Genomic DNA, 22,168 nt, shown 5'->3' with positions numbered 1-22,168 from the left:
CCGGCCGGGCGTGGAGGAGCCGGAACGGCTCGGGCGTCGGGCCGGGAGCGGGCAGGCCGAGATCAGACGGATCCGGGAGCCGGCAGGCCGCGGTCAGACGGGGCGGAGATCAGGACGGGTCGGGTTCAGGCCGGGCCGGGATCAGGCGGGGCGGATGAGACCCCGCCTGGTGGCCGCGGCCACCGCGGCGGTGCGCGAGTCGACGCCGAGCTTGGCGTAGACGCGCACCAGGTGCGTCTTGACCGTGGTCTCGCTGAGGAACAGCCGCCTGCTGATCTCCCGGTTCGACAGGCCCTCGGCGACCCGGGTGAGCACCTCCAGCTCGCGGGGGCTCAGGGTGGTGTCCGGGGCGCGCATCCGGCCCAGCAGACGGGAGGCGACGCTGGGCGCCAGGGCGCTGCCGCCGGCGGCGGCCGAGCGGATCGCCGCGTGCAGCTCGTGCTGGGGGGCGTCCTTGAGGAGGTAGCCGGTCGCGCCGGCGTCGACGGCGGCCAGGATGTCGGCGTCGGTGTCGAAGGTGGTCAGCACCAGTACGCGCGGGCCGCCCGTGGCGACGATGCGGCGGGTGGCCTCGCTGCCGTGCATGCCGGGCCCGAGCCGCAGGTCCATCAGCACCACGTCCGGGGACAGGCGGCGGGCCATCTCGACGGCCTCCTCCCCGGTGGCGGCCTGGCCCGCCAGTTCGAAGTCGTCCTGGCCGGTCAGCATGGCGCTCAGCCCGGAGCGGACCACCGGGTGGTCGTCCACCAGCAGGATCCGGATCGCCGTCGTCATGGCGCGCTCCCGGCCGGCAGCGGCAGTGCCGCCGCGATCGCGGTTCCCTCGCCGGGGACGGACTCCACGGTCAGGGCGCCGCCCAGCGCGGTGACGCGGTCGCGCATCGCGCGCAGACCGAAGCCGGTTCCGCGGCCGGTTCCGCGGCCGGCGCCATCATCACCGGTTCCGTCCTCGCGGGTGCCGTCCTCATGGAAACGGGCGGGCGGGCCGGGGGCGAAGCCGCGGCCGTCGTCGACGACGTCGAGCACGACCGTGTCGTCGAGGTAGGTGAGGGTGACCGCGGCGTGCCGGGCGGCGGCGTGCCGGCTGACGTTGCCGAGGGCGCCCTGGGCGATGCGCAGCAGCACCTGGTCGTAGTCGGCCGGCAGCGGCAGCGGGACGCCCGACACCTCGAAGCGCACCTCGGTGCCGGTGCCGGCCACCGCCGCGTCGCTGATGCGGCGCAGCGCCGCGGTGAGCGAGGAGTGCTGCAGGGCGGGCGGCGCCAGGGCCCGCACGAAGTTGCGCGCCTCCTCCAGGTTGTCCTGGGCGGCGCGTTCGGCCTCGTCGACGCGCGTCCCGGCCAGTTCCGGGTCGCGGGCCAGGTCGGCGCGGGCGGCGCGCAGCAGCAGGATGATGCTGGACATCCCCTGGGCCAGGGTGTCGTGGATCTCCCGGGCCAGGCGTTCCCGTTCGGCCAGGCGGGCGCCTTCGCGTTCGGCCTCGACGAGCCTGTCCCGGGTGCGCACCAGGTCGTCGATCAGCCTGCGCCGCTGCTCGCTCTCGGCGTGCAGGGCCTTGTAGACCAGGCCCATCAGCGTGGCGACGACCGCGCCGACGACCGGGCCGACCACCTGGGCCCCGGTCAGGCCGCCGTTGTGCCAGCCGGTCGCGGCGACGGCGGCGGCGGTCAGCACGGCCACGCCGGGCAGGGCGACCGGCGGCGGCAGCAGGTGCAGGTGGGCGAAGAACAGCGGGAAGGCCAGCCAGACGTACTGCGGGGCCGCCAGCGCCAGCCCGGCCCAGCCGAGGGTGATCGCCACGAGCCAGATCCGGCCCAGCAGCAGGTGCGCGCGGCCGCCGAAGCGCGGCAGCCGTCCCTCGATGACGATCCCCGCCGCGTACAGCACGCCCAGCGGTACGCCGGCCGCGGCCAGGGGTGCATGGCCGCGGCGGAGCAGACCGATAAGCGCGACGGCCAGCAGGGCCGCGAAGGTGCCGTGGACGGTCCACCGCAGCAGCCGCAGCGCCGGCGGAAACGGATAGTTCATCATTTCTCGCTCAGAGTAGGCGAAAAATTCCATCCGTCGCGTCGTCCGAAAGGTGTACCCCGGGTCACCGTACGGGCGATCCCGGGCGGGCCGCGGGCACGACGCGCCGGGCGGGCCGGATCCCGGACGCTGGGGGAAGCCCCGGTGCCCGGCCTTCGGACGCCGGGAAGAGCCCGTACTCCGGGCACCGGGAGAAGCCCGGACCATCGACAACCGACCGGGGGGATGCGCCGTGTTCGTGGCGCTCAGAGACCTGCGTTTCGCCAAGGGGCGGTTCGCCCTCATGGGGACCGTCGTCGTACTCATCACGCTGCTGGTGACCATGCTGTCCGGACTGACCGCCGGCCTGGCCCGCGAGAACGTCTCCGCGATCGAGGACCTGCCGGCCGACCACATCGTCTTCGCCGGCGGCGGCGACCCCTCCTTCGCCGACAGCCGGATCGGCGAGGGCGCCTGGCGCGGCTGGCAGGACCTCGACGGTGTCCGGGCCGAACGCCTGGGCGTGTCCATGGCCCGCCTGACCCGCGGTGACCGGGGCGACCGCGGCGCCGCCGCGGCGGTCTTCGCCGTCCGGCCCGGGGGGAGCCTCGCACCCCGATCACTGCGCCCCGGCACGGTGGTGCTGTCGGAGGCCCTGGCCGGCGAGGGCGACCCGTCCATGGGGGAGGCGGGGGACACGGTGCGGCTGCTCGGGAAGGACCTGACCGTCGCCGGAACCACCGGTCCGGCCTCCTACAGCCACGCCCCGGTCGCCTGGATCGCCATCGAGGACTGGACCGCCGGGATGCGGGGCCAGACCGGCCCCGACACCGCGGCGACCGTCCTGGCCCTGCGCGCCGGCGGCCGGGCCGATCTCGCCGCGGCCGACGCCCGGCTCGGCACCGTCACCGTCCCGCTGGCCGACGCGCCGGCCGCGATCGGCTCGTACACCTCGGAGAACGGCTCGCTGCAGTTGATGCGCGGCCTGCTGTTCGCCATCTCCGCCCTGGTCATCGGCGCCTTCTTCACCGTGTGGACCATCCAGCGGCGCGGTGACGTCGCCGTTCTCAAGGCGCTGGGCGCCGGCACCGGTTACCTGCTGCGCGACGCGCTCGCCCAGGCCGTCATCGTGCTGCTGCTCGGCGCCGGTCTCGGCGGCCTGCTCGGCGCCGCCCTCGGCGCGCTGGCCGCGGGCACCGTGCCCTTCGTGCTGTCCGCCGCCACCACGGTCGTCCCCGTGGCCGTGATGGTCGTCCTCGGCGCCGCCGGCGCGGCCCTGGCCATCCGCAAGATCACCTCTGTCGACCCGCTGACCGCCCTGGGAGCCTCCCGATGACCCTCAAACTCACCGACGTCGTCCTGACCTACCCCGACGGCGACCGTGTCCTCACCGCCCTGGACCACGTCGACCTGGCGGTCGCACCCGGCGAGTTCACCGCGGTCGTCGGCCCGTCCGGTTCGGGGAAGTCCAGCCTGCTGGCCGTCGCCGCCACGCTCATCCGTCCCGCCTCCGGCACCGTGTCGGTGTCCGGGACGGACGTCACCGACGCCGGCCAGGCCGTCAGGACCCGGATCCGCCGCGACCACATCGGGATCGTCTTCCAGCAGCCCAACCTGCTTCCCGCGCTGACCGCGCTCGACCAGCTCCTGGTCATGGCCCACCTCACGGGCGCCAGGCCCGCCGCCGCGGTTCCGCGGGCCCGTGAGCTCCTGCACGCCGTCGGCCTGGACGGCAAGGAGGGCAGGCGGCCCCACCAGCTGTCCGGCGGCGAGCGCCAGCGGGTCAACATCGCCCGCGCCCTGATGAACGCCCCCGGCGTCCTGCTGGTGGACGAGCCCACCAGCGCCCTCGACCACCAGCGCGGCGAGCGGATCGTCACCCTGCTGGCCGGGCTCACCAGGGACAACGGCCTGGCGACCGTGATGGTCACCCACGACGCCTCGGCCCTGTCCCTGGTCGACACCGTCCTGACCATGACCGACGGCAGGCTCACCGGCGGCCGGTGACCGCGCCGGCGCCGGTCTACGCCGTGGCCTTGACGGCCTCGCCCGCCGCGGTCCGCCCCCGCGTGACGGGGCGCCGCCGGCCCGGCAGCCCGAACGTCGGGTTGGCGACCGCCCAGGCGGCCCCCTTGCAGACCAGCTCCTTGTAGACGGCGGCGAGCCGTCCGGTCAGCGCCGCCCGCACGGCGCGGTCGTCGGCGGTGACGTACTGGATCAGGCCGTCCCCGCGGCCCAGCGAGATGCACTGGTTGAAGTAGCGGATCGGCACGTTCGGGAGCTTCCCGGCGGTCAGGCGCGCCGCGATCGCGTCGGCGGCCTGCAACGCGGCCGGAGCGCCCGAGGCGCACGACATCCGCAGCGGCTTGTCCCCCGGGCCCATCGCCATGGCCGCGTCGCCGACGGCGTACACGTCCGGATGCGAGACCGAGCGCATGGTCGCGTCGACCGCGATCTGACCGGTGCCGGTGACCTCCAGGGTGGTGGCCTTCGCGATCGGGTGGACCGCGAAGCCGGTGGTCCACACGGTGACCGCGGCCGGGATGGTCCCGCCGCCGGCGGTGACGACGCGGCCGGCCTCGACGCGGGCGACGTCGGTGTGCTCGTGCACGGTGATCCCGAGCCTGCCGAAGACCTTCCGCAGGTGCTCGCGCCCCTTGGGGGAGAGCCAGTCGCCGAGGCCGTCGCGGGCGGCGAGGGCCACGTCGAGGTCCGGGCGGGCCTCCGCGATCTCGGTGGCGGCCTCCACACCGGTGAGGCCGCCGCCGACGACGAGCACGGTCCGCCCGGCGTCGAGACGGGCCAGGCGCTCGCGCAGCCGGAGCGCCCCGGGACGGCCGGCGATCTCGTGGGCGTGCTCGGCGACTCCGGGGACGTCCTGGGCGTTCCAGGCGCTGCCGAGGGCGTAGACGAGCGTGTCGTAGGCGAGTTCGGCGTCTCCGTCGGTGCCGGCGACGGAGACGGTCCGGCGGTCGGCGTCGACGCCGGTGACCTTCGCGATCCTCAGCTCGACGCCGGTGCCCGCGAACATCTCGCCGAGCGGCCTGGGGGTGAGGTCCTGACCGGCCGCCAGCTGGTGCATGCGGACGCGTTCGACGAAGTCGGGCTCGGCGTTGACGAGGGTGATGGCGACGTCCTCGCGGCGCAGCCGCCTGGCGAGGCGGCCGGCGGCGATGGCTCCGCTGTATCCGGCTCCGAGGACGAGGATGCGGTGCTGCATTTCCTTCTCCTGTCGTGTACGGCTTCCGCCGACGTACGGTTTCGACCCTTGAACCGGACGGCCCGCCGTTTCCTGACAGGGACGCGGTGTGAAGCACCTCACACCGCGTTCAGCGGCGGATCAGAAGACGTGGAGCAGGGGCTCTCCATGGTCGGCGGCCGCCCAGCGCGCGGTCGCGCGTTCGAGCTTGTCGGGGTTGACCTGGTTGCGGACCGCGGCGACGCCCTCGGCGGTGACCTCCAGGCACATGACGCCGACGACCCGGCCGTCCACGACCGCCACGGCGGCGGGCTCGCCGTTGGCGGTCCAGGCGTAGACCCCGGGCGAGCCGCCGGCCAGGGCGCGCTTGGCCCCGCCGGGCTTGAACAGGCCCCGCAGGAACTTCGCGACCGCGATGACGCCCTCGAACGCTCCGGCGCGGGCCGGGATCTTGCCGCCGCCGTCGCCGATCGCGATGACGTCCCCGGTGAGCAGGCGCACGAGCGGCTCGGTCCGGCCGCTGGCGGCGGCCGCGAGGAACTCCTCGACGATCCGCCGGGCGGCGGCCGCGTCGATCTCGGTGCGGGCCCTGCCGTCGGCGACGTGCCTCTTGGCGCGGTGAAAGATCTGCTGGCTGGCGGCCTCGGTGAGGCCGAGGATCTCGGCGATCTCCCGGTGCGGGTAGCCGAAGGCCTCCCGCAGCACGTACACCGCCCGCTCGGCGGGGGAGAGGCGCTCCATGAGGACGAGGACCGCGTAGGAGACCGACTCGCGCTGCTCGGCGGTCTCGGCCGGGCCGAGCATCGGGTCCCCGTCGAGCAGAGGCTCGGGCAGCCACTGGCCCACGTAGGTCTCGCGGCGCGCCCGCGCTGAGGAGAGCTGGTTGAGGCACAGGTTGGTGAGGACCTTCGTCAGCCACGCCTCCGGCACCTCGACGCGGTCGACGTCGGCGGCCTGCCAGCGCAGGAACGTCTCCTGCACGACGTCCTCGGCCTCCGCGGCGGAGCCGAGGAGGCGGTAGGCGATGGCCTCCAGGCGCGGCCTGGACGCCTCGAACCGGTCGACGTCGTTCGCGGTCAGGGGCATGACCCGATCCTAGAACGGTCGTGCGCGAACCGGACTCGGTCGGGGCGGCTCGGTGCGGTGCCGGCCGGCGCGTCCTGCCGTGCGGCCGGGGAGTCCGGCCGCGCCGGGGGCCGTGCCCTGCCCGAACGGCCGAGCCGGCCGGTGAAGCCCATGAGACCGGGCGGGCCCGGTGTCAGGTCTCCGGGAGCCAGACGCGCATGCTGACCGGGCCGCGGTTGCCCCACCGGTGGTAGGGGATGAGCCGCAGCGCCGCCGGCTCGCCGCCGTCCGGGGCGTCCGGAGTGTCCGGGGCGTCCGGAACGTCCGGGAGGCCGGGAGCGGAGGCGTACGGCCACACGCCGTCCCGCGGACGGCTGAACCTGGCGTTGACGCCGAGTTCGACGACCCCGTCCACGACGTGCTCGGTGACCGGCCCCACCCGCGCGGACACCCGCGCGAGCGGCGGCTCGTCGCCCGCCGACTCGGCGCAGTACACCAGCGGTCCCCGTTCCACCGCGACGCTGCCGCGCAACGCGTCCACCCGCCGGTCCGGGCGGGTCCACCGGGGGGCCATGGGCAGGTCGAGACGGATCTCGTCCCCCGCCGACCACACTCCCTCGGCGGCGGCTGGATGGACATCGGGGTGGCCGTCGGCGACAGCCCGCTCGGCCCGTTCACCGACGCCAAGGGCGGGCCGCTGGTCAGCGACGCCACACCGAACTCCTCGCCGCTCAACATCGACCCCACCGTGTTCACCGACGACGACGGCCAGGTCTACATGTACTGGGGCTCCTACTACGGGTTGCGCGCCGCCAGGCTCAACCGCGACATGACCTCGATCAGCGGTTCGGTGATCACCCCGAGCGGCGTGTCGAACTTCTGGGAGGCGCCCTGGATGTTCAAACGCGAGGGCGTCTACTACCTGGCCTACGCCGCCAACGACTCCGGCTGCGCCTCACCGGGTCACGCCTGCATCCGCTACGCCACCGCGAGCAGCCCGCTGGGCCCCTGGACCCACCGCGGGGTCGTGCTGGACCAGGTCACCTCCACGACGAACCACCCGGCGATCATCGAGTTCAAGGGCCGGTGGTACATGGTCTACCACAACGCGAACGCGCCCGGTGGCGGCGACTTCCGCAGGTCGGTCACCCTCGACAGGCTCTCCTGGAACGCCGACGGCACCATGCAGAAGGTCGTCCAGACCACGGGATCCGCCGGAGGGCCGCCGTCCGGCGTCAACCTCGCGCCCGGCGCCACCGCCTCGGCGTCCTACGTCTCCCCCTGGGAGGCCCTCGGCGCGGTCAACGACGGGTTCGTCCCCTCCGGCTCGGCCGATCACAGCCACGGCGCCTACGGCAACTGGGACCACCGGGGCACGGAGTGGATCGAGTACCGCTGGCCCGCCGCGCAGACCGTCGACCGGGTCGCCGCCTACTGGTTCGACGACGACCTGGGCATCGACCTGCCCGCCTCCTGCCGGGTCCAGTACTGGAACGGAAGCGCCTACGCGGACGTCCCCGGCCAGTCCGCCTGCGGCGTCGCGGGCGACACCTACAACGTCACCACGTTCACCCCTGTCGCCACGACCCGGCTGCGGCTGAACATGACCGCGAGGCCCGGGTACTCGACGGGAGTCCTGGAATGGATGGCCCTGCAGGCACGAAGCGCCGCCCCGGCCGGCTGACGCCCCCCACCGCCGCCCTCCGCACCCGGCCGCCGTCTCGTTCCCGCCCGGTCCCGCGTCGACCGGGCACGGCCCCGCCGCGACGCCCGGCGCGGGCCCGATCCGCTCCACCCCCGCCGTCTGCCCCTCCGGACACCGATCGGATCACCCTGACATGAGAAGACTGACATGAGAAGAATCGTCATGGCCCTGCTGCTCGTCGCGGGGCTGCTCACCGCGGGCGCCCCGGCGCACGCCGCGCAGACCATCGGCTTCCCCGTCTTCGCCGGCCCCGCGATCCCCGCGCCGCCGGCCGCCTACACCCCCGGCGACACGATGCGGGCCATCTACGACGCCGAGAGCTCCGGCACCGACTTCTGGATGGACCGGCTGCTCGCCCGATCCGGCGACGACCCGGCGGGCCCCTGGCTGATGAGCCGGGGCCGGGCCCTGTTCATGAAGACGCACGACCCCGCCGTGCTCGGCTTCGGCGGGCACGTCGCCTACTGGGAGAGCATCAGCGACCGGAACGCCTACTCGGTGGCGATCACCCCGGGCGCCTTCACCGAGCGGGTGAGCTCCCGCCGCCAGACGCCCAGCCACTGGAGGAGCGTGCACACCTCCGGCTCGGTCACGGTGACCCAGACCAAGTTCATCACCGAGAACAACGTCGCCGTCACCAACCTGGAGATCGCCAACGGCGGCACCGCCTCCACCACGCTGCAACTGCGCGTCACCTCGCCCTACGCCGCCTCCGGCAGCGGGAGCGAGCTGACCGGGCAGGTCAACGCGTACAACGACCTGACCACGATCCGCCCCCGCCTCGCCGGCGACGGCTTCACCGCCTCCGCCGGCGCGCTCACCAGGTCGGTCACGGTCCCCGCCGGGGGAAGTGCCACCACCAAGATCGTGATGGGTTTCGTCACCGACGAGATCCCCGAGTCGCGGACCGAGCACGACGCCTACGCGGGCTACTCCGCCGCGACCGCGTTCGCCACCCACGTGCGGGCCTACAACCTGTGGTGGGCACGGAACGTCCCCTACATCGACGTGCCCGAGCCGGCGGTCAAGAAGAACATCTACCGACTGTTGAGTTCCCGCAGCTCGGCCCCGCAAGTCGGTGCAGGCCTCGCCCATATTTGCTCGCAGCGGAACCAGCATCGGGCCAGTGAGCGCCTCGGCGCCGACATCTGGCGATGAACACCAAATGCGTGCCGCGGTGGGAGACGACATGACGTTCGTTGCGCACTTTGAGATTCGGTTTCCATCTCGGTGAGGTGAGCCGAACGATACGATCCGGGCGTGGAGACGGTGAAGCGGGCCAGGGCGCACGTGGCGCGTCTTGACCTGAGCACGGACCAGACGGCCGTGCTGGATGATCAGGCGCATGCTGCCCGCGCGTTGTGGAACCTGCTGCATGAGTACTTCACCTTCCGCCAGGGCCGCTTCGCCATGTTGAAGGACTGCGATGCGGCGATCCGGCAGGCCCGCCGTGAGATCGACTGGCTGGGGCGATTGCCCGCCCAGGCGGCGCAGGCGGTGCTGAAGACATATCGGCAGGCGTGGGCGAACTTCTTCAACCCCGACCATCCCGCTGGCCGCCCGGTGTTCAAGGCCCGCTACCGCTCCCGTCCGGCCGTCGATGTGCCACAGGCCCGCGATCTGCAGATCGCGCGGGTCAACCGGCGCTGGGGCGCGGTCAGCCTGCCCAAGGTCGGCCGGGTGCGGTTCCGATGGATCAGGGACCTGCCCGGCGTCACCCGGGGTGGCCCGGCCGGGCGGATCACCGGAGCGCGCCTGGTCAAGGAAGCCGACGGCTGGCACATCGTGTTCCGGACCGAACACCACGTTCCCGTCCCGGCTCCTCATCCCGGTCCGGCGGTGGGGATCGACCAGGGCATCACCGTCGCCCTGGCTCTGTCGGACGGCACCATGCGCGAGCACGGGCCTTGGCTCACCACTGGTGAGAAGGAACGCCTGCGCCGCCTGGAGAAGAAGTCCGCCCGCCAGCGACGCACCCGCGGCCCCGGGCAGCCGACCTCAGACCGGCTGAATCGCACCTATGACCAGATCGCCCGGCTCCGCGCGACAGCCAAACGCCGAGCCGTGGACTGGCAGCACCAGACCACCACCCAACTCGCTCGCGCCTTCGGCGTGATCGCGGTGGAGGACCTGGAGATCGTGAACATGGTCCGCTCCGCCAAGGGCACGGTCGATGACCCCGGCCGCAACGTCGCGCAGAAGGCCGGGCTGAACCGTGCCATCGCCGGGGAGGCGTGGGGCCGTACGGTCGTCTTCCTGGAGTACAAGTCCCGTGATCGCGGCGGCCGAATCGTGAAGGTGGCCGCGCGGGGCACGTCGCAGACCTGCCACCGGTGCGGGCACCGCGACCCGGCGGCCCGCACCGGGATCAGGTACGCCTGCGCCAGCACCGCGTGCGGCTGGGTCGGCCATGCCGATGTCAACGCCGCGATCAACATCCGCAACGCCGCAGGGACTGCGGTGTCAGGGCGTGGAGACCTCGGGTTCACCCGGTCTGTGAAGCGTCAACCCCCGCGCGTCGCCTGACCATAACGCGACGGGAGGGTCTCCGGCCTTCAGGCCGGAGAGGAGTTCAATACCGCTGGTGGCTGATGCGCTTCAACAACCTCGACGCCGACATCCCCGGGCAGACCTTCCAGTTCCCGACGGCGGTCGAGGGCGCGGTGAGCTACGACAACGCCATCGCGCTGACCCAGCCCATGTACATCGACGACCTCAAGTACCCGGATCCGGCAGCGGCGTCTCGGGCGCGATCGACGGATACACCGTCAACGAGCCGTTCTGGGGCGCCGGAGGCTCCGCGAACAGCCAGGACTGGTACGAGGTGAACTTCGGCGCCGCCCGCACGGTCGACGAGGTGCGCCTCTACTTCAAGGACAGCCGCCCGGCCGGTGCCACCTACCGGGCCCCGTCCGCCTACGACGTCCAATACCACGACGGCACCTCATGGGTGAGCGTGCCCGGCCAGGCCAAGAGCACCGCGGCGCCGCGGGCCAACTACAACCTGGTACGGTTCCCGGCGGTCAGCGCCCGGCGGCTGCGGATGCTGGCCACCAACGCCCCCGGCGCCAGGACCGGCCTCACCGAGATCAAGGTCCACAACCGGGGCGGCCCGCAGCCCCCGGCCAACCTGGCGCGGTCGGCGACGCCGGCGGCGTCGTACACCTCGGCGTGGGAGAGCGTCGCCGCCGTGAACGACGGGATCGAACCGGCGTCGTCCAACGACACCGTCAACCCCCGCTGGGGCTGCTGGCCGCAGACCGGCCAGCAGTGGGTCGATCTGACCTGGCCGTCGGCGCGGACCCTGAACCGGGCCGAGGTGTACTTCTTCGACGACGACCAGGGCGTGGACATGCCCGCGTCGTGGAAGCTGCAGTACTGGAACGGCGGTGCCTACGCCGACGTACCGGGTGCCGGCGCGTACACCCTGGCGAGGAACGCCTACAACACCGTCGCCTTCACCGGCGTGAGCACCACCCGGCTGCGGGTGCTGCTCACCGGCTCCGGGTCCTCCTCCGTCGGCCTGCTGGAGGTCAGGGCGTACGGAGGCTGACCACCGCACGGCGGGCGGCCCGGCCGGGTGCGGCAGGTCCCGCGCCCGGCCGTGGTCGCCGGCGGGTTCCCGCGACTCACGGCCGGGCGGTACGGCCGGGCGGTCCCGCCCGCCGCGCGGCTCAGGCGTGCCCGGTCGCCCGGTCGGTGGCGATGCGGCCGCGGAGCATCTCCTCCATCACGTCCATGAACCGCTGCGCCCTGGAAGGGCCGATGACGAACGGGTTCTCCGGGTCCGCGGACCCGGCGCGGAGCCGCTCCATGCGCACCAGACCTTGGTCGCAGGCCCCGTGGTTGTTCAGCTCGACGTCCACTCCCGCCCGCCTCATGCAGGAGGCGAACTTCCGCACCGAGGACAGCAGGTCACGCTTTCCCGCCGTGCCGGCGGGAGGGTTGGTCCCGCCCCACAGCATCGCGGTGTGCCGCCTCCCCCTCCACCGCACGGGGAAGATCGCCGAGACGGTCCCGGGGGTGTGCCCGGGGGTGCGGTGGAACACCACCGTCGTGCCGCCGAGGGTCAGCCGCTGTCCGTCGGAGATGTCCAGGTAGCTCCCGGGGGCGGGGGAGGAGGAGGCGGCGAGGTTCCAGTCGGCCCGGTTCATCATGACCTTGGCCCCGTACCGTTCGGCGAGGTGGCGGGCGCCGCCGAAATGGTCGTCGTGGCCGTGGGCGGCCACCACGTACCGGATCTCCGCCGGGTTCACGCCCACCGCGCGCAGCCCCGGGACGAGGACCTTCTCGGCCTCCTCCGGCGACCCGAGCGCGTCGATCAGGATCACGCCTTCGGACGTCAGGATCGCCGTGACCGAGACGAAGCCGGTCGTCACCACCGCCACGTCGTCGAAGATCCTGAGCGGTTCGACGGGGTCCGGGGAGGGCGGCACGGCGCCCGGGGAGAGCGCTTTGACGATGTTCCGCAGGATCGGGTCGTCACCCGCCAGCCTGGCCGCGCGGTCGTAGTGGGACCGCGCGCTGTCCGGTGCGGCGGCGGACGCCCGGGCCTCCTGACCCGCCAGCGGCACGATGGCCGTGGCGGCCAGTACGGCGCGGCGGGACAGGCCGGAAGGAGGCTCGAAGGACATTCGGTGGCACCTGCTCTCACTCTCCCCGCGGTCGTACGGGACCATCGGGGCCGGACGTCGGTGCCGTCCAGCAGACCAGAGCCGATCTTGGGATGTCCAATATCGATCTCGCCCGCGCATCGATAGGGGAGCCGATATCGATGCAGGCCGGACGGTACGCGCGTGTCCTTCCCTGCCCCCGCGGCGGCTCCCGCCGTACTGTCGGCGGCGGGCCGTACGATTTCCGGTGTGACCGGCAGATCCTCAGCGGCGCAGCGACTGCGCGACCTCGCGCGGCTGCGGCGCGTCCGCGACCGGATCGACCGGGAGTACGCGCAGCCGCTGGACGTCGAGGCGCTCGCCCGCGGCGCGAGCATGTCGGCCGGGCACCTCAGCCGCGAGTTCAAGCTCGCCTACGGCGAGTCCCCGTACAGCTACCTGATGACGCGGCGCATCGAGCGCGCCATGACGCTGCTGCGCCGCGGCGACCTCAGCGTCACCGAGGTCTGCTTCGCGGTCGGCTGCTCCTCGCTCGGCACCTTCAGCACCCGCTTCACCGAACTGGTCGGCATCTCGCCCGGCGCCTACCGCCGCCACGCGGCGGACGCGACCGCGGGGATGCCGTCGTGCGTGGCCAAACAGGTGACCAGACCGGTCAGGAATCGAGAAGTGCCGGTCGTGGAGCCGCGGATAGGGTGACCGGCATGGACATCGCCATCCACACGGTCTTCCTGCCGCACGACGATCCGGACGCCTCCCTGGCCTTCTACCGCGACGTCCTCGGCTTCGAGGTCCGCGACGACGTCGGCTACGGCGGGATGCGCTGGATCACGGTCGCTCCCCCCGGGCGGCCCGGCACGTCCATCGTCCTGTACCCGCCGGCCGCCGACCCCGGCGTCACCGCGGACGAGCGCCGCGTCATCGCCGAGATGATGGCCAAGGGCACCTACGCCACCATCGTCCTGTCCACCGAGGACCTCGACGGCGTCTTCGAGCGGCTCCGGGCCGGTGACACCGAGGTCGTCCAGGAGCCGGCCGAGCAGCCGTACGGTGTCCGCGACTGCGCCTTCCGCGACCCCGCGGGCAACCTGGTCCGCATCAACGAGACGCGCTGAACGCCCGGCCGGGAAGCCGCGCGCCACCGGGAGACCGGAAATGTCGCCCGCACCTGGTTGGATCATCCAGGGCGACGCCGGCGCAGGCCGAAGGCGGGCCCGACCATCCCCCGCAACGAACGGAGACACCGCATGGCCCCGAGGACGAACCCACAGTCGCCCTCGTCGCACCTCGCCGACAGCCACGACCTGATCCGCGTCCAGGGCGCACGGGAGAACAACCTCAAGGACGTCAGCGTCGAGATCCCCAAGCGCAGGCTGACGGTGTTCACCGGCGTCTCCGGCTCGGGCAAGAGCTCGCTGGTGTTCGGCACGATCGCCGCGGAGTCCCAGCGGCTGATCAACGAGACCTACAGCGCCTTCGTGCAGGGCTTCATGCCGACGCTGGCGCGGCCGGAGGTCGACGTGCTGGAGGGGCTGACCACGGCGATCATCGTCGACCAGGAGCGGATGGGCGCCAACTCCCGCTCCACCGTCGGCACCGCCACCGACGCCAACGCGATGCTGCGGATCCTCTTCAGCCGGCTCGGCGAGCCGAGCGCCGGGCCGTCGTTCCACTACAGCTTCAACGAGCCCGCCGGCGCCTGCCCCCGCTGCGAGGGCATGGGCAGGATCAACGACATCGACCTGACCCAGCTCTACGACGACGGCAAGTCGCTCAACGAGGGCGCGCTCACGATCCCCGGCTACAGCATGGACGGCTGGTACGGCCGCATCTTCGCCGGCTGCGGCTTCTTCGACCCCGACAAGCCGATCCGCGAGTTCACCGAGACCGAGCTCCACGACCTGCTCCACCGGGAACCGACCAAGATCAAGGTCGAGGGCATCAACCTGACCTACGAGGGTCTGATCCCGCGTATCCGCAAGTCGTTCCTGTCCAAGGACAAGGAGGCGCTGCAGCCGCACATCCGGGCGTTCGTGGAGCGGGCGGTCACCTTCACCGCCTGCCCCGAGTGCGGCGGCAGCCGGCTCAACGAGGCCGCCCGCTCCTCACGGATCAAGGGCGTCAACATCGCCGACGCCTGCGCGATGCAGATCAGCGACCTGGCCGGATGGGTCCGCGGCCTCGACGCGCCGTCGGTGGCGCCGCTGCTGGCCACGTTGCAGCAGACCCTCGACTCGTTCGTGGAGATCGGGCTGGGCTACCTCTCGCTCGACCGTCCGTCGGGCACCCTGTCGGGCGGTGAGGCGCAGCGCACCAAGATGATCCGCCACCTCGGCTCCTCCCTCACCGACGTCACCTACGTCTTCGACGAGCCCACCACGGGCCTGCACCCCCACGACATCCAGCGGATGAACGACCTGCTGCTGCGGCTGCGCGACAAGGGCAACACGGTGCTCGTCGTGGAGCACAAGCCGGAGACGATCGCGATCGCCGACCACGTCGTCGACCTCGGCCCCGGCGCCGGTACGGCGGGCGGCGCCGTCTGCTTCGAGGGCACCGTCGAGGGGCTGCGGACCGGCGGCACCCTCACCGGCCGCCACTTCGACGACCGGGCCGCCCTCAAGGAGACGGTGCGGACGCCGTCCGGGAGGCTGGAGATCCGCGGCGCGACGGCGCACAACCTGCGCGACGTCGACGTCGACGTCCCGCTCGGGGTGCTCGTCGTCGTCACGGGCGTCGCCGGCTCCGGCAAGAGCTCGCTCGTGCACGGGTCGATCCCGGCCGGCGCGGGCGTCGTGTCGGTCGACCAGGGCGCGATCCGCGGGTCGCGGCGGAGCAACCCGGCGACCTACACCGGGCTGCTCGACCCGATCCGCAAGGCGTTCGCGAAGGCCAACGGTGTGAAGCCGGCGTTGTTCAGCGCCAACTCCGAGGGCGCCTGCCCCAACTGCAACGGCGCCGGCGTCATCTACACCGACCTGGCGATGATGGCCGGCGTCGCCACCGTCTGCGAGGAGTGCGGGGGCAAGCGGTTCCAGGCGTCGGTGCTGGAGTACCGCTTCGGCGGCCGTGACATCAGCGAGGTGCTCGCGATGCCGGTGACCGAGGCCGAGGAGTTCTTCCGCGCCGGCGAGGCGCGCACGCCGGCCGCGCACGCCATCCTCGCCCGGCTCGCCGACGTCGGGCTCGGCTACCTCAGCCTCGGCCAGCCGCTCACCACCCTGTCCGGCGGCGAGCGGCAGCGGCTCAAGCTGGCCACCCACATGGCCGAGAAGGGCGGCGTGTACGTCCTCGACGAGCCGACCACCGGCCTGCACCTCGCCGACGTCGAGCAGCTGCTCGGCCTGCTGGACCGGCTCGTCGACTCCGGCAAGTCGGTCATCGTCATCGAGCACCACCAGGCGGTCATGGCGCACGCCGACTGGATCATCGACCTCGGTCCCGGCGCCGGCCACGACGGCGGCCGGATCGTCTTCGAGGGCACGCCCGCCGACCTCGTCGCCGCCCGCTCCACCCTCACCGGCGAGCACCTCGCGGCCTACGTCGGCGCCTGACCGGAACCGCCGGGACCACCAGAGCCGCCGGGGCCGTGGGAGTCACCGGAGCCGCCGGGCCCGTGGAGGCCCGTTTCCGGAGGTTCCGCGGCGGAGATCCGTACCGTGCCCGCCGGTGTGACCCGCCGCCTCCCCGGAGGCGCCGGGTCGCACCGGGCGGGCGGGCGGTCCGGTTCCCCGCCGGCCCCCTGACGGGGGTGCGGCAAACTATGACGGTGGTTACAGGAACGGACATCTCACCTCGGGAGGCCGAGGTGCTGGAACTGGTCGGGGCCCATCTCAGCAACGCCGAGATCGGGGCACGGCTGTACATCTCAGTGCGCACCGTGGAAAGTCATGTCTCCTCGCTGCTGCGCAAACTGGAGGCTCCGGACCGGCGGGCGCTCGCCCGGCGCGTACCCGAGTCGTCCGGCGCCGGCCCGTCCCACCCGGCGCCGGTTCTGCCGGCCTCGCTGACCTCGTTCGTCGGCCGGGGGAGCGAGCGGGCCGAGCTGACCGGGATGATCAAGACGCACCGTCAGGTGACCGCGACCGGCCCCGGTGGAGTGGGCAAGACCCGGCTCGCGCTGGCGGTGGCCGCGGAGGCGGCCGGCGAGTACGCCGACGGGGTGTGGTTCGTCGACCTGGTCCCGGTCACCGACCCGGGGATGATCGCCGCCGCGGTCGCCGGAGCGCTCGGCCTCGGTGAGCAGCCCGGCCGCGACATGACCGCGTCCGTGGTGGGCGCGCTGGCCGACCGTCAGGCGCTGCTGGTGCTGGACAACTGCGAGCACGTGGTGGACGGGGTGGCGCTGTTCCTCGGGCGGCTGCTGGCGGCGTGCCCCCGGGTGACGGTGCTGGCGACCAGCCGGGCCCGGCTGATGGTGCCGTTCGAACGGGTGTATCCGGTCCCGCCGCTGTCGCTGGCCGCCGACGGCGGGTCGGACGCGGTCGCGTTGTTCATGGAGCGGGCGGCGGCGGTCGGCCGGCCTCCGGATCTCCTGCTGCGCGACAGGATCGCCTCCATCTGCGAGCGGCTCGACGGGATGGCACTGGCGATCGAGCTGGCCGCCGCCCGGTATCCCACGCTCGGGCTGGACGGCATCACCGCCGCGCTGTCCCATCCGCTGCGGATGCTCACCGGCGGTTCCCGCGCCGACGAGCGGCACCGTTCGGTACGGGCGGCGCTGGACTGGAGCCATGCCCTGCTGGAGCCGGCCGACCGGGCGCTGCTGCGCCGGGTGTCGGTGTTCGCGGCGTCGTTCACCGCCGCCGCGGCGGCGGAGGTGACCGGGGCGGAGGAGGGCATGGTCGCCGACGTCCTGGCCCGGCTCGCCGAACAGAGCCTGCTGGTGGTGACGGCCACCCCGGGCGGTACGGAGTACCGGGCGCTGGAGACCATCCGCCAGTACGGCACGGAGCGGCTCGCCGAGGCCGGTGAGCTGGCCGACGCCCGGTCCCGGCACCTTCGCTGGTGCCTGGAGCGGGCCGCCGGCCTGGCAGTGGCAGGACCGGACTGGCGGGCCCGGTTCGACCTGGTGGCGGACGACCTCCGTGCGGCCCTGGTGTGGGCGGCCGACCGGCCGGAGCGGCGCGCGGACGCCTGCGAACTCGCCCGGCACCTGGCGGAACTGTCCTTCACCCGCAACCTGGTCGGGGAGTCGCAGCGGCACTTCGAGCAGGCGGCCGAGCTCGCGACCGACCCCGCCGTCACCGCGTCGATGCTCCGGCAGGCCGCGGCCGTGGCCGGCTGCCGGACGGCCGGCGATGACATGTACCGCCTCCATCTCGCGGCCGCGGACGCCGCCCGCAGGTCCGGCGACTCGGTCGGCGCCGCCGCCGACCTGGCGACCGCCGCCACCGTCGCGTTCCGGTTCTCGACCATGTTCGTGCGCCTCCCGTCCGGGGAGGAGGCGCTCGAGCTGGTCGCCGAGGCGCGGGAGCGGGCTGGCGACGACCCGGTCGCACAGGCCGCGGTCGCCCTGGCCGAGGCCGCGGTGCTCGCCGACGCGTTCGGCGCCGCCCAGGGGCCGCCCGGCAACGCCGTACCGGAGACGACGGCGTACGCCGAGCGGGCGGTCGAGCTCGCCCGCCGGACCGGTGACCCGCTCGCGGAGTCGGCCGCGCTCGACGCGCTCACCGGCGCTCAGAGCTGGGCCGGTGACACGTTCGCCACCGCGGCCACGGCCCGGCGCCGGATCACGATCCTGTCGTCCACGCCGATCTCACCGGCCGGAACCCACGAACTGATCGACGCGCTCGGCATAGCCGCCGAGGCCGCCCTCGGCGCGGGGGACGTGCGGGACGCCCGCCGATGGGCACGCCGGCTGGCCGGCCATCCGTCGCTGGCGGAGGCCGGTCACCGCGCCACATGCCGGCTGCTGATGGTCGACGCTCTGGCGGGCGACGTCGACGAGGTGCTCACCGGCGGCGTCCGGTTCCTCGACGCGTGGCAGCGGGCGGGCAGCCCGTCCCGGTCGCTTCTCCGCCCGGCGGCGGCCGCTGTCGCGATGATCCACGATCTCCGCGACGACCACGCAGCCCGGCGCGAATGGCGAGAGGTCCTGGATCGGCTCGGCGCGACACCGGAGCACACCTTCGGCTACGGTGCGGTCTTCGACTCGATGGTCCTCCTGCACCGCGGACGGGCGTCGGAGGCTCTGCGGCGGATGACCCCCGAGCCTGAGCAGGTGTGGAAGTGGGTCACCTGGATCTGGCACCACTGGTATGTCGCGCTGCGTGCCGAGGCCGCCGTGCTCGCCGGGAGTCCCGGCGCGTGCGACCGCCTGGCCGAGGCCCGGACCATCGTGGCCGGCAATCCGGTCGCCGGTGCCATCGTCGAGCGGGCCGGGGCGCTGTTCGACGACGACCGGGAGCGGGTGCTCGCCACGGTGGACGCGTTCGACGCCGCCGGCTGCCGCTACCAGTCCGCACGGACCCTGGTGCTCGCCGGCGGTGACCACGCGGCCCGCGGCGCGGCCGTACTGGCCGGCCTCGGCCTCGCCCCGATGGCCCCGCCCGTCCGCCCGGCAGCGCCATGAGGCCCACGCCGCGGCATCACCACAGGTCACAGCCATATCCGGCCGAAACTTCGTGAGTGCCGCCGGAACCCTTCAGGCTGCTCCCGCAGCCCGGCCACCGGGAATCCGGCCCCCGTTCGCCCCTTTTTGCGCAGGACCAAAAGGCATTGCGGCCGGGATTCGGCTGGGGGAGCATTTCCGCCACGGGCCGATGGGAGGTCGTCGCCTCGTCCGTCTCACGAAGGACGGCCGCACTGTCGACCCCCTGCCGGGCCTAATCATCTCTCAACGGTCCAGAAAGGGTGATGGCAGTCATCCGGCTCATGAACGATTTATCTGCAGATCACGGAGAGATCGGTCAGTCCCGGCTGTCACAGACACCCGGACGGCGCGATGCTCGCGTTCTGCACTCCCGTGCTTGAACACGCCTGCCGACTTCCCTGAACCGTCCGGCACTCCACCCGTTCCCTTGTTAAGGAGACCGTCATGCCCATCGCCGTCTCAACCCACCGCAAGCCGATACGGAGGACCAGGAACGTTCTGGCCGCGGCTCTGGCCGCGGGCGCGGTAGCGATGATCTTCGCCCCCCAGCCCGCGTCCGCGGACGGGGTGGTCCGGACCTACTGCGAGAGCGGCCGTGCGTGCGCCATCGACACGGGCCCATCCCCGGACAAGGTCTGGAACGCCCTTTGGTGCGGGTTCCACAACATGGGAGATGAGGGCTTCAACGACAAGACCGATAGATACCAGACGAGCGGCAACAGGATCCAGTTCGGTAACTACAAGGGGTCTGGCGACACCCACACCACGTCCAGCTTCGTCTGGGATTCGATTCTTCCCGCGAACAGCAGTGGATCCGTCCCCGCGAACAAATACGACGCCATGTGGGTGTACTGCTGATCAGCGGGCCCGGGTGACGCCGGGTGGGGAGAGGCCACCCGCCGTCCGGGCCCTCTGAACAGCGCGGACGCTCCACTTTGCGTCTGGTGACACCGATCCGGGCGCCGGGGGCCTCTCAGCCGGTGTGAAGGACCCGGAAGCGATCAGGTCTCGCCGGGTCCCGGTCGGCGACCTGGATCGGCGCCCAGGCCCACTGCCGGACGCCGATGCCCGGCACGCGGGAGAACCGGATCGGCCCGCGGGTGCCTTCGACCTCGACGCGCGGCCAGGCTCCGGCGATGCGCGCCCGGTCCGCGCCGTGGGACCGCAGCACGTCGGCGAGGACGGCGACCGTGTCGTACCCCTCGAAGGCGACGAAGGAGGGCGCTTCGGCCAGCCGTTCACGCAGGGCCGCCTCGACCCGTGCGCCGAGCGGCCCGAGGCGCTCGGGCAGGTAGCGCAGGAACGGGATCGCGGCGCCGTCGCCGCCCAGCGACGTCGCCCATCCGGCGAACTCCGGCTGCCCGGCCGGAGCGCCGATCATGACCTCGGCGAGGCGCCGGTCACGGCGGACGGCCCTGACGATCGGCACCGCCGGCTCCGGGTGGCCCGCCAGCAGGAGGAGGGCCGTCGCGCCGTCGGCGGCGAGTCGGTCGCACACCTCCGCGGGGGTGAGTGCGCTCACGTCGAGTTCGGCGACGGCGCCGCCGTGGGGAGCGAGGTGGTCCCGCAGGATGCGGGTCCCGGAGGCCCAGTAGACGCTCGGCTGGGTCGCCACGGCGATCCGGCGGTGGCCCGCGCCGAGGAGGAAGTCCGCGTAGACCCGCCAGCCGCGCGACTGTGCCGGGGCGAGGCGCGCGACCAGTTCCGTCGGCTGCTCGGTGAGCGCGTCGAGGACCGCCGACGAGCAGAGGAACGGCAGGCCGAGGGCGTCGGCCCTGGCCGCGGCGGCGCGGGCGACGACGCTGTGGTACTCGCCCGCCAGGGCGGCCACGCCCAGGCGGGCCAGTTCGTCCACGGCCTCCGCGGCCCTCCGCGGATCGGCCGCGGTGTCCCGGATCACCAGATCGAGGGGCCTTCCGGCGATCCCGCCGGCGTCGTTGACCTCGCGGACGGCCAGTTCCAGTCCGGCGAGCAGATGCCGGCCCGCCTCGACCCAGCCGGGCCGGGTCAGCGGTACGAGGACGCCGATCCGTACGGATGACCCATCGGTCCGCCCCGCTCCGGGTGACGACGGTCGCGGGTTCATGCGGCGTCCTCTCCCGCGTGACGGTTCCGCCGGGTCTGCGCCGGCAGGGTGAGGATCTCGGCTCCGTCGTCGGTGATGGCGATCGTGTGCTCGCTGTGGGCCGTCCGGCAGCCCGTCGCGCTCCGGAGCGTCCACCCGTCGGCGTCGGTGACGAGTTCGGCGGTGTCGGCCATGACCCACGGCTCCAGCGCGAGCAGCAGCCCGGGACGCAGCGTGTATCCGCGGCCGGGCCGTCCGGTGTTCGGGACGTGCGGGTCCTGGTGCATCGTCGATCCGATGCCGTGGCCTCCGAACTCGGTGTTGATCGGGTATCCCGCCTCGCGGAGGACGGTGCCGATGGCGTGGGAGATGTCGCCGATGCGGGCCCCGGGCCCGGCGGCGGCGATCCCCGCGGCCAGCGCGCGTTCGGTCGCGCTGATCATCGCGACGCTCTCCGGGGGCCGCGTGTCGCCCACGATGAAGCTGATGGCGGCGTCCGCGGCGACTCCGCCCTTGGAGACGGCGAGGTCGAGGCTCAGCAGATCGCCGTCGGCGAGCGTGTAGTCGTACGGCCGTCCGTGGAGCACGGCGTCGTTGACGGCCGTGCAGATGTGGTGGCCGAACGGGCCGCGCCCGAAGGACGGCGCGTAGTCGACGTAACAGGACAGCGCCCCCGCCTCGACGATCATGTCCTTGGTCCACCGGTCGATGTCCATGAGGTTCGTGCCCACCGCGCTGCGGCTCTTCAGCGTCTGCAGGATGTCGGCGACCAGGGCGCCCGTGTCCTTCGCGCGGGCCAGCAGGGTGGGGCTCAGGATCTCGATCATGCGGCGTCCTTCTCACGTAACCAATAGCTATACCGGCCATACTATACCGGTATAAGAATCGGGTCGCGGCCGGGCCGCCCCGGTGGCACAGCG

Annotated in this window: 20 protein-coding genes; 12 read left to right on the top strand and 8 right to left on the bottom strand. The window is 73.0% G+C overall.

All coding sequences use genetic code 11. The annotated features are described in order from the left end of the window. Positions 1–141: 141 nt before the first annotated feature. Positions 142–774: a response regulator transcription factor gene (locus AB0D67_RS10225; RefSeq protein ID WP_362932031.1), complete on the bottom strand. Its 633-nt coding sequence runs from the start codon at positions 772–774 to the stop codon at positions 142–144. After that, the gene (locus tag AB0D67_RS10220; RefSeq protein WP_362932029.1) at positions 771–2,030 is read right to left on the bottom strand and encodes a histidine kinase; all 1,260 of its coding nucleotides are present in this window, start codon (positions 2,028–2,030) and stop codon (positions 771–773) included. Before AB0D67_RS10220 ends, AB0D67_RS10225 begins: the two co-directional genes overlap by 4 nt. Before the next feature lie 229 nt (positions 2,031–2,259). Here AB0D67_RS10220 and AB0D67_RS10215 point away from each other — a divergent pair, with 229 nt between their 5' ends. Beyond that, positions 2,260–3,342, top strand: a complete 1,083-nt coding sequence (locus tag AB0D67_RS10215; RefSeq protein ID WP_362932027.1) for an ABC transporter permease — start codon at positions 2,260–2,262, stop codon at positions 3,340–3,342. Continuing rightward, positions 3,339–4,013, top strand: a complete 675-nt coding sequence (locus AB0D67_RS10210; protein ID WP_362932025.1) for an ABC transporter ATP-binding protein — start codon at positions 3,339–3,341, stop codon at positions 4,011–4,013. Before AB0D67_RS10215 ends, AB0D67_RS10210 begins: the two co-directional genes overlap by 4 nt. 16 nt (positions 4,014–4,029) lie before the next feature. Here AB0D67_RS10210 and AB0D67_RS10205 read toward each other — a convergent pair whose 3' ends face one another. The 3 genes from AB0D67_RS10205 to AB0D67_RS10195 all read right to left on the bottom strand — a co-directional run bounded on the left by AB0D67_RS10205 (position 4,030) and on the right by AB0D67_RS10195 (position 6,844). Next, complete coding sequence (locus AB0D67_RS10205) at positions 4,030–5,226, bottom strand: FAD-dependent oxidoreductase (RefSeq protein ID WP_362932023.1); 1,197 nt, start codon at positions 5,224–5,226, stop codon at positions 4,030–4,032. Between the two features lie 120 nt (positions 5,227–5,346). After that, positions 5,347–6,291, bottom strand: a complete 945-nt coding sequence (gene sigJ / locus AB0D67_RS10200; protein ID WP_362932021.1) for an RNA polymerase sigma factor SigJ — start codon at positions 6,289–6,291, stop codon at positions 5,347–5,349. A gap of 172 nt (positions 6,292–6,463) precedes the next feature. Continuing rightward, the gene (locus AB0D67_RS10195; RefSeq protein ID WP_362932019.1) at positions 6,464–6,844 is read right to left on the bottom strand and encodes a hypothetical protein; all 381 of its coding nucleotides are present in this window, start codon (positions 6,842–6,844) and stop codon (positions 6,464–6,466) included. 57 nt (positions 6,845–6,901) lie between these two features. Between AB0D67_RS10195 and AB0D67_RS10190 the strand changes: the two genes are divergently transcribed. The 5 genes from AB0D67_RS10190 to AB0D67_RS10170 all read left to right on the top strand — a co-directional run bounded on the left by AB0D67_RS10190 (position 6,902) and on the right by AB0D67_RS10170 (position 11,528). Further along, entirely contained in the window at positions 6,902–7,954 is a 1,053-nt protein-coding gene (locus tag AB0D67_RS10190; RefSeq protein ID WP_362932017.1) for a family 43 glycosylhydrolase, read from the top strand. Positions 7,955–8,122: 168 nt separating this feature from the next. Beyond that, positions 8,123–9,133: a hypothetical protein gene (locus AB0D67_RS10185; protein WP_362932015.1), complete on the top strand. Its 1,011-nt coding sequence runs from the start codon at positions 8,123–8,125 to the stop codon at positions 9,131–9,133. Positions 9,134–9,235: 102 nt separating this feature from the next. Continuing rightward, positions 9,236–10,501 carry a transposase gene (locus AB0D67_RS10180; RefSeq protein ID WP_362932013.1) on the top strand — a complete coding sequence of 422 codons (1,266 nt, stop codon included), beginning with the start codon at positions 9,236–9,238 and terminating at the stop codon, positions 10,499–10,501. Positions 10,502–10,566: 65 nt separating this feature from the next. Next, complete coding sequence (locus AB0D67_RS10175) at positions 10,567–10,803, top strand: hypothetical protein (protein WP_362932132.1); 237 nt, start codon at positions 10,567–10,569, stop codon at positions 10,801–10,803. Then, positions 10,728–11,528, top strand: a complete 801-nt coding sequence (locus AB0D67_RS10170; RefSeq protein ID WP_362932120.1) for a discoidin domain-containing protein — start codon at positions 10,728–10,730, stop codon at positions 11,526–11,528. The genes AB0D67_RS10175 and AB0D67_RS10170 overlap by 76 nt, the downstream gene beginning before the upstream one ends. A gap of 121 nt (positions 11,529–11,649) precedes the next feature. Here the strand turns inward: AB0D67_RS10170 and AB0D67_RS10165 are convergent, their stop codons facing one another. Further along, entirely contained in the window at positions 11,650–12,609 is a 960-nt protein-coding gene (locus tag AB0D67_RS10165; protein WP_362932011.1) for an MBL fold metallo-hydrolase, read from the bottom strand. A 228-nt stretch (positions 12,610–12,837) separates the two neighbouring features. Here AB0D67_RS10165 and AB0D67_RS10160 point away from each other — a divergent pair, with 228 nt between their 5' ends. The 5 genes from AB0D67_RS10160 to AB0D67_RS10140 all read left to right on the top strand — a co-directional run bounded on the left by AB0D67_RS10160 (position 12,838) and on the right by AB0D67_RS10140 (position 20,041). After that, positions 12,838–13,287, top strand: coding sequence for a helix-turn-helix transcriptional regulator (locus AB0D67_RS10160; protein WP_362932009.1), 450 nt, complete (start codon positions 12,838–12,840; stop codon positions 13,285–13,287). A gap of 5 nt (positions 13,288–13,292) precedes the next feature. Then, on the top strand, positions 13,293–13,703 hold the full coding sequence (locus AB0D67_RS10155; protein WP_362932007.1) for a VOC family protein: 411 nt from the start codon (positions 13,293–13,295) through the stop codon (positions 13,701–13,703). Positions 13,704–13,835: 132 nt separating this feature from the next. Beyond that, positions 13,836–16,142, top strand: a complete 2,307-nt coding sequence (locus AB0D67_RS10150; protein ID WP_362932005.1) for an excinuclease ABC subunit UvrA — start codon at positions 13,836–13,838, stop codon at positions 16,140–16,142. 215 nt (positions 16,143–16,357) lie between these two features. Beyond that, on the top strand, positions 16,358–19,162 hold the full coding sequence (locus tag AB0D67_RS10145; RefSeq protein ID WP_362932003.1) for a LuxR C-terminal-related transcriptional regulator: 2,805 nt from the start codon (positions 16,358–16,360) through the stop codon (positions 19,160–19,162). 465 nt (positions 19,163–19,627) lie between these two features. Then, on the top strand, positions 19,628–20,041 hold the full coding sequence (locus AB0D67_RS10140; protein WP_362932001.1) for a hypothetical protein: 414 nt from the start codon (positions 19,628–19,630) through the stop codon (positions 20,039–20,041). A gap of 115 nt (positions 20,042–20,156) precedes the next feature. Here the strand turns inward: AB0D67_RS10140 and AB0D67_RS10135 are convergent, their stop codons facing one another. Next, positions 20,157–21,269: an ABC transporter substrate-binding protein gene (locus AB0D67_RS10135; protein ID WP_362931999.1), complete on the bottom strand. Its 1,113-nt coding sequence runs from the start codon at positions 21,267–21,269 to the stop codon at positions 20,157–20,159. Beyond that, positions 21,266–22,075, bottom strand: a complete 810-nt coding sequence (gene map / locus AB0D67_RS10130; protein WP_362931997.1) for a type I methionyl aminopeptidase — start codon at positions 22,073–22,075, stop codon at positions 21,266–21,268. Before map ends, AB0D67_RS10135 begins: the two co-directional genes overlap by 4 nt. Between the last annotated feature and the right edge of the window lie 93 nt (positions 22,076–22,168).

The organism is Streptosporangium sp. NPDC048047 (assembly GCF_040653115.1).
Taxonomy (GTDB): domain Bacteria; phylum Actinomycetota; class Actinomycetes; order Streptosporangiales; family Streptosporangiaceae; genus Streptosporangium.
This window is presented reverse-complemented; position numbering and strand designations above follow the sequence as displayed.

Excerpts from the sequence above, each read along its gene's own strand:
- AB0D67_RS10165 (WP_362932011.1), bottom strand. The coding sequence starts at position 12,609 with ATGTCCTTCGAGCCTCCTTCCGGCCTGTCCCGCCGCGCCGTACTGGCC.
- AB0D67_RS10155 (WP_362932007.1), top strand. The coding sequence starts at position 13,293 with ATGGACATCGCCATCCACACGGTCTTCCTGCCGCACGACGATCCGGAC.
- sigJ (WP_362932021.1), bottom strand. The coding sequence starts at position 6,291 with ATGCCCCTGACCGCGAACGACGTCGACCGGTTCGAGGCGTCCAGGCCG.
- AB0D67_RS10220 (WP_362932029.1), bottom strand. The coding sequence starts at position 2,030 with ATGATGAACTATCCGTTTCCGCCGGCGCTGCGGCTGCTGCGGTGGACC.
- AB0D67_RS10205 (WP_362932023.1), bottom strand. The coding sequence starts at position 5,226 with ATGCAGCACCGCATCCTCGTCCTCGGAGCCGGATACAGCGGAGCCATC.
- AB0D67_RS10225 (WP_362932031.1), bottom strand. The coding sequence starts at position 774 with ATGACGACGGCGATCCGGATCCTGCTGGTGGACGACCACCCGGTGGTC.
- AB0D67_RS10150 (WP_362932005.1), top strand. The coding sequence starts at position 13,836 with ATGGCCCCGAGGACGAACCCACAGTCGCCCTCGTCGCACCTCGCCGAC.
- AB0D67_RS10185 (WP_362932015.1), top strand. The coding sequence starts at position 8,123 with ATGAGAAGAATCGTCATGGCCCTGCTGCTCGTCGCGGGGCTGCTCACC.
- AB0D67_RS10210 (WP_362932025.1), top strand. The coding sequence starts at position 3,339 with ATGACCCTCAAACTCACCGACGTCGTCCTGACCTACCCCGACGGCGAC.
- map (WP_362931997.1), bottom strand. The coding sequence starts at position 22,075 with ATGATCGAGATCCTGAGCCCCACCCTGCTGGCCCGCGCGAAGGACACG.
- AB0D67_RS10190 (WP_362932017.1), top strand. The coding sequence starts at position 6,902 with ATGGACATCGGGGTGGCCGTCGGCGACAGCCCGCTCGGCCCGTTCACC.
- AB0D67_RS10175 (WP_362932132.1), top strand. The coding sequence starts at position 10,567 with ATGCGCTTCAACAACCTCGACGCCGACATCCCCGGGCAGACCTTCCAG.
- AB0D67_RS10195 (WP_362932019.1), bottom strand. The coding sequence starts at position 6,844 with ATGGCCCCCCGGTGGACCCGCCCGGACCGGCGGGTGGACGCGTTGCGC.
- AB0D67_RS10140 (WP_362932001.1), top strand. The coding sequence starts at position 19,628 with ATGCCCATCGCCGTCTCAACCCACCGCAAGCCGATACGGAGGACCAGG.
- AB0D67_RS10135 (WP_362931999.1), bottom strand. The coding sequence starts at position 21,269 with ATGAACCCGCGACCGTCGTCACCCGGAGCGGGGCGGACCGATGGGTCA.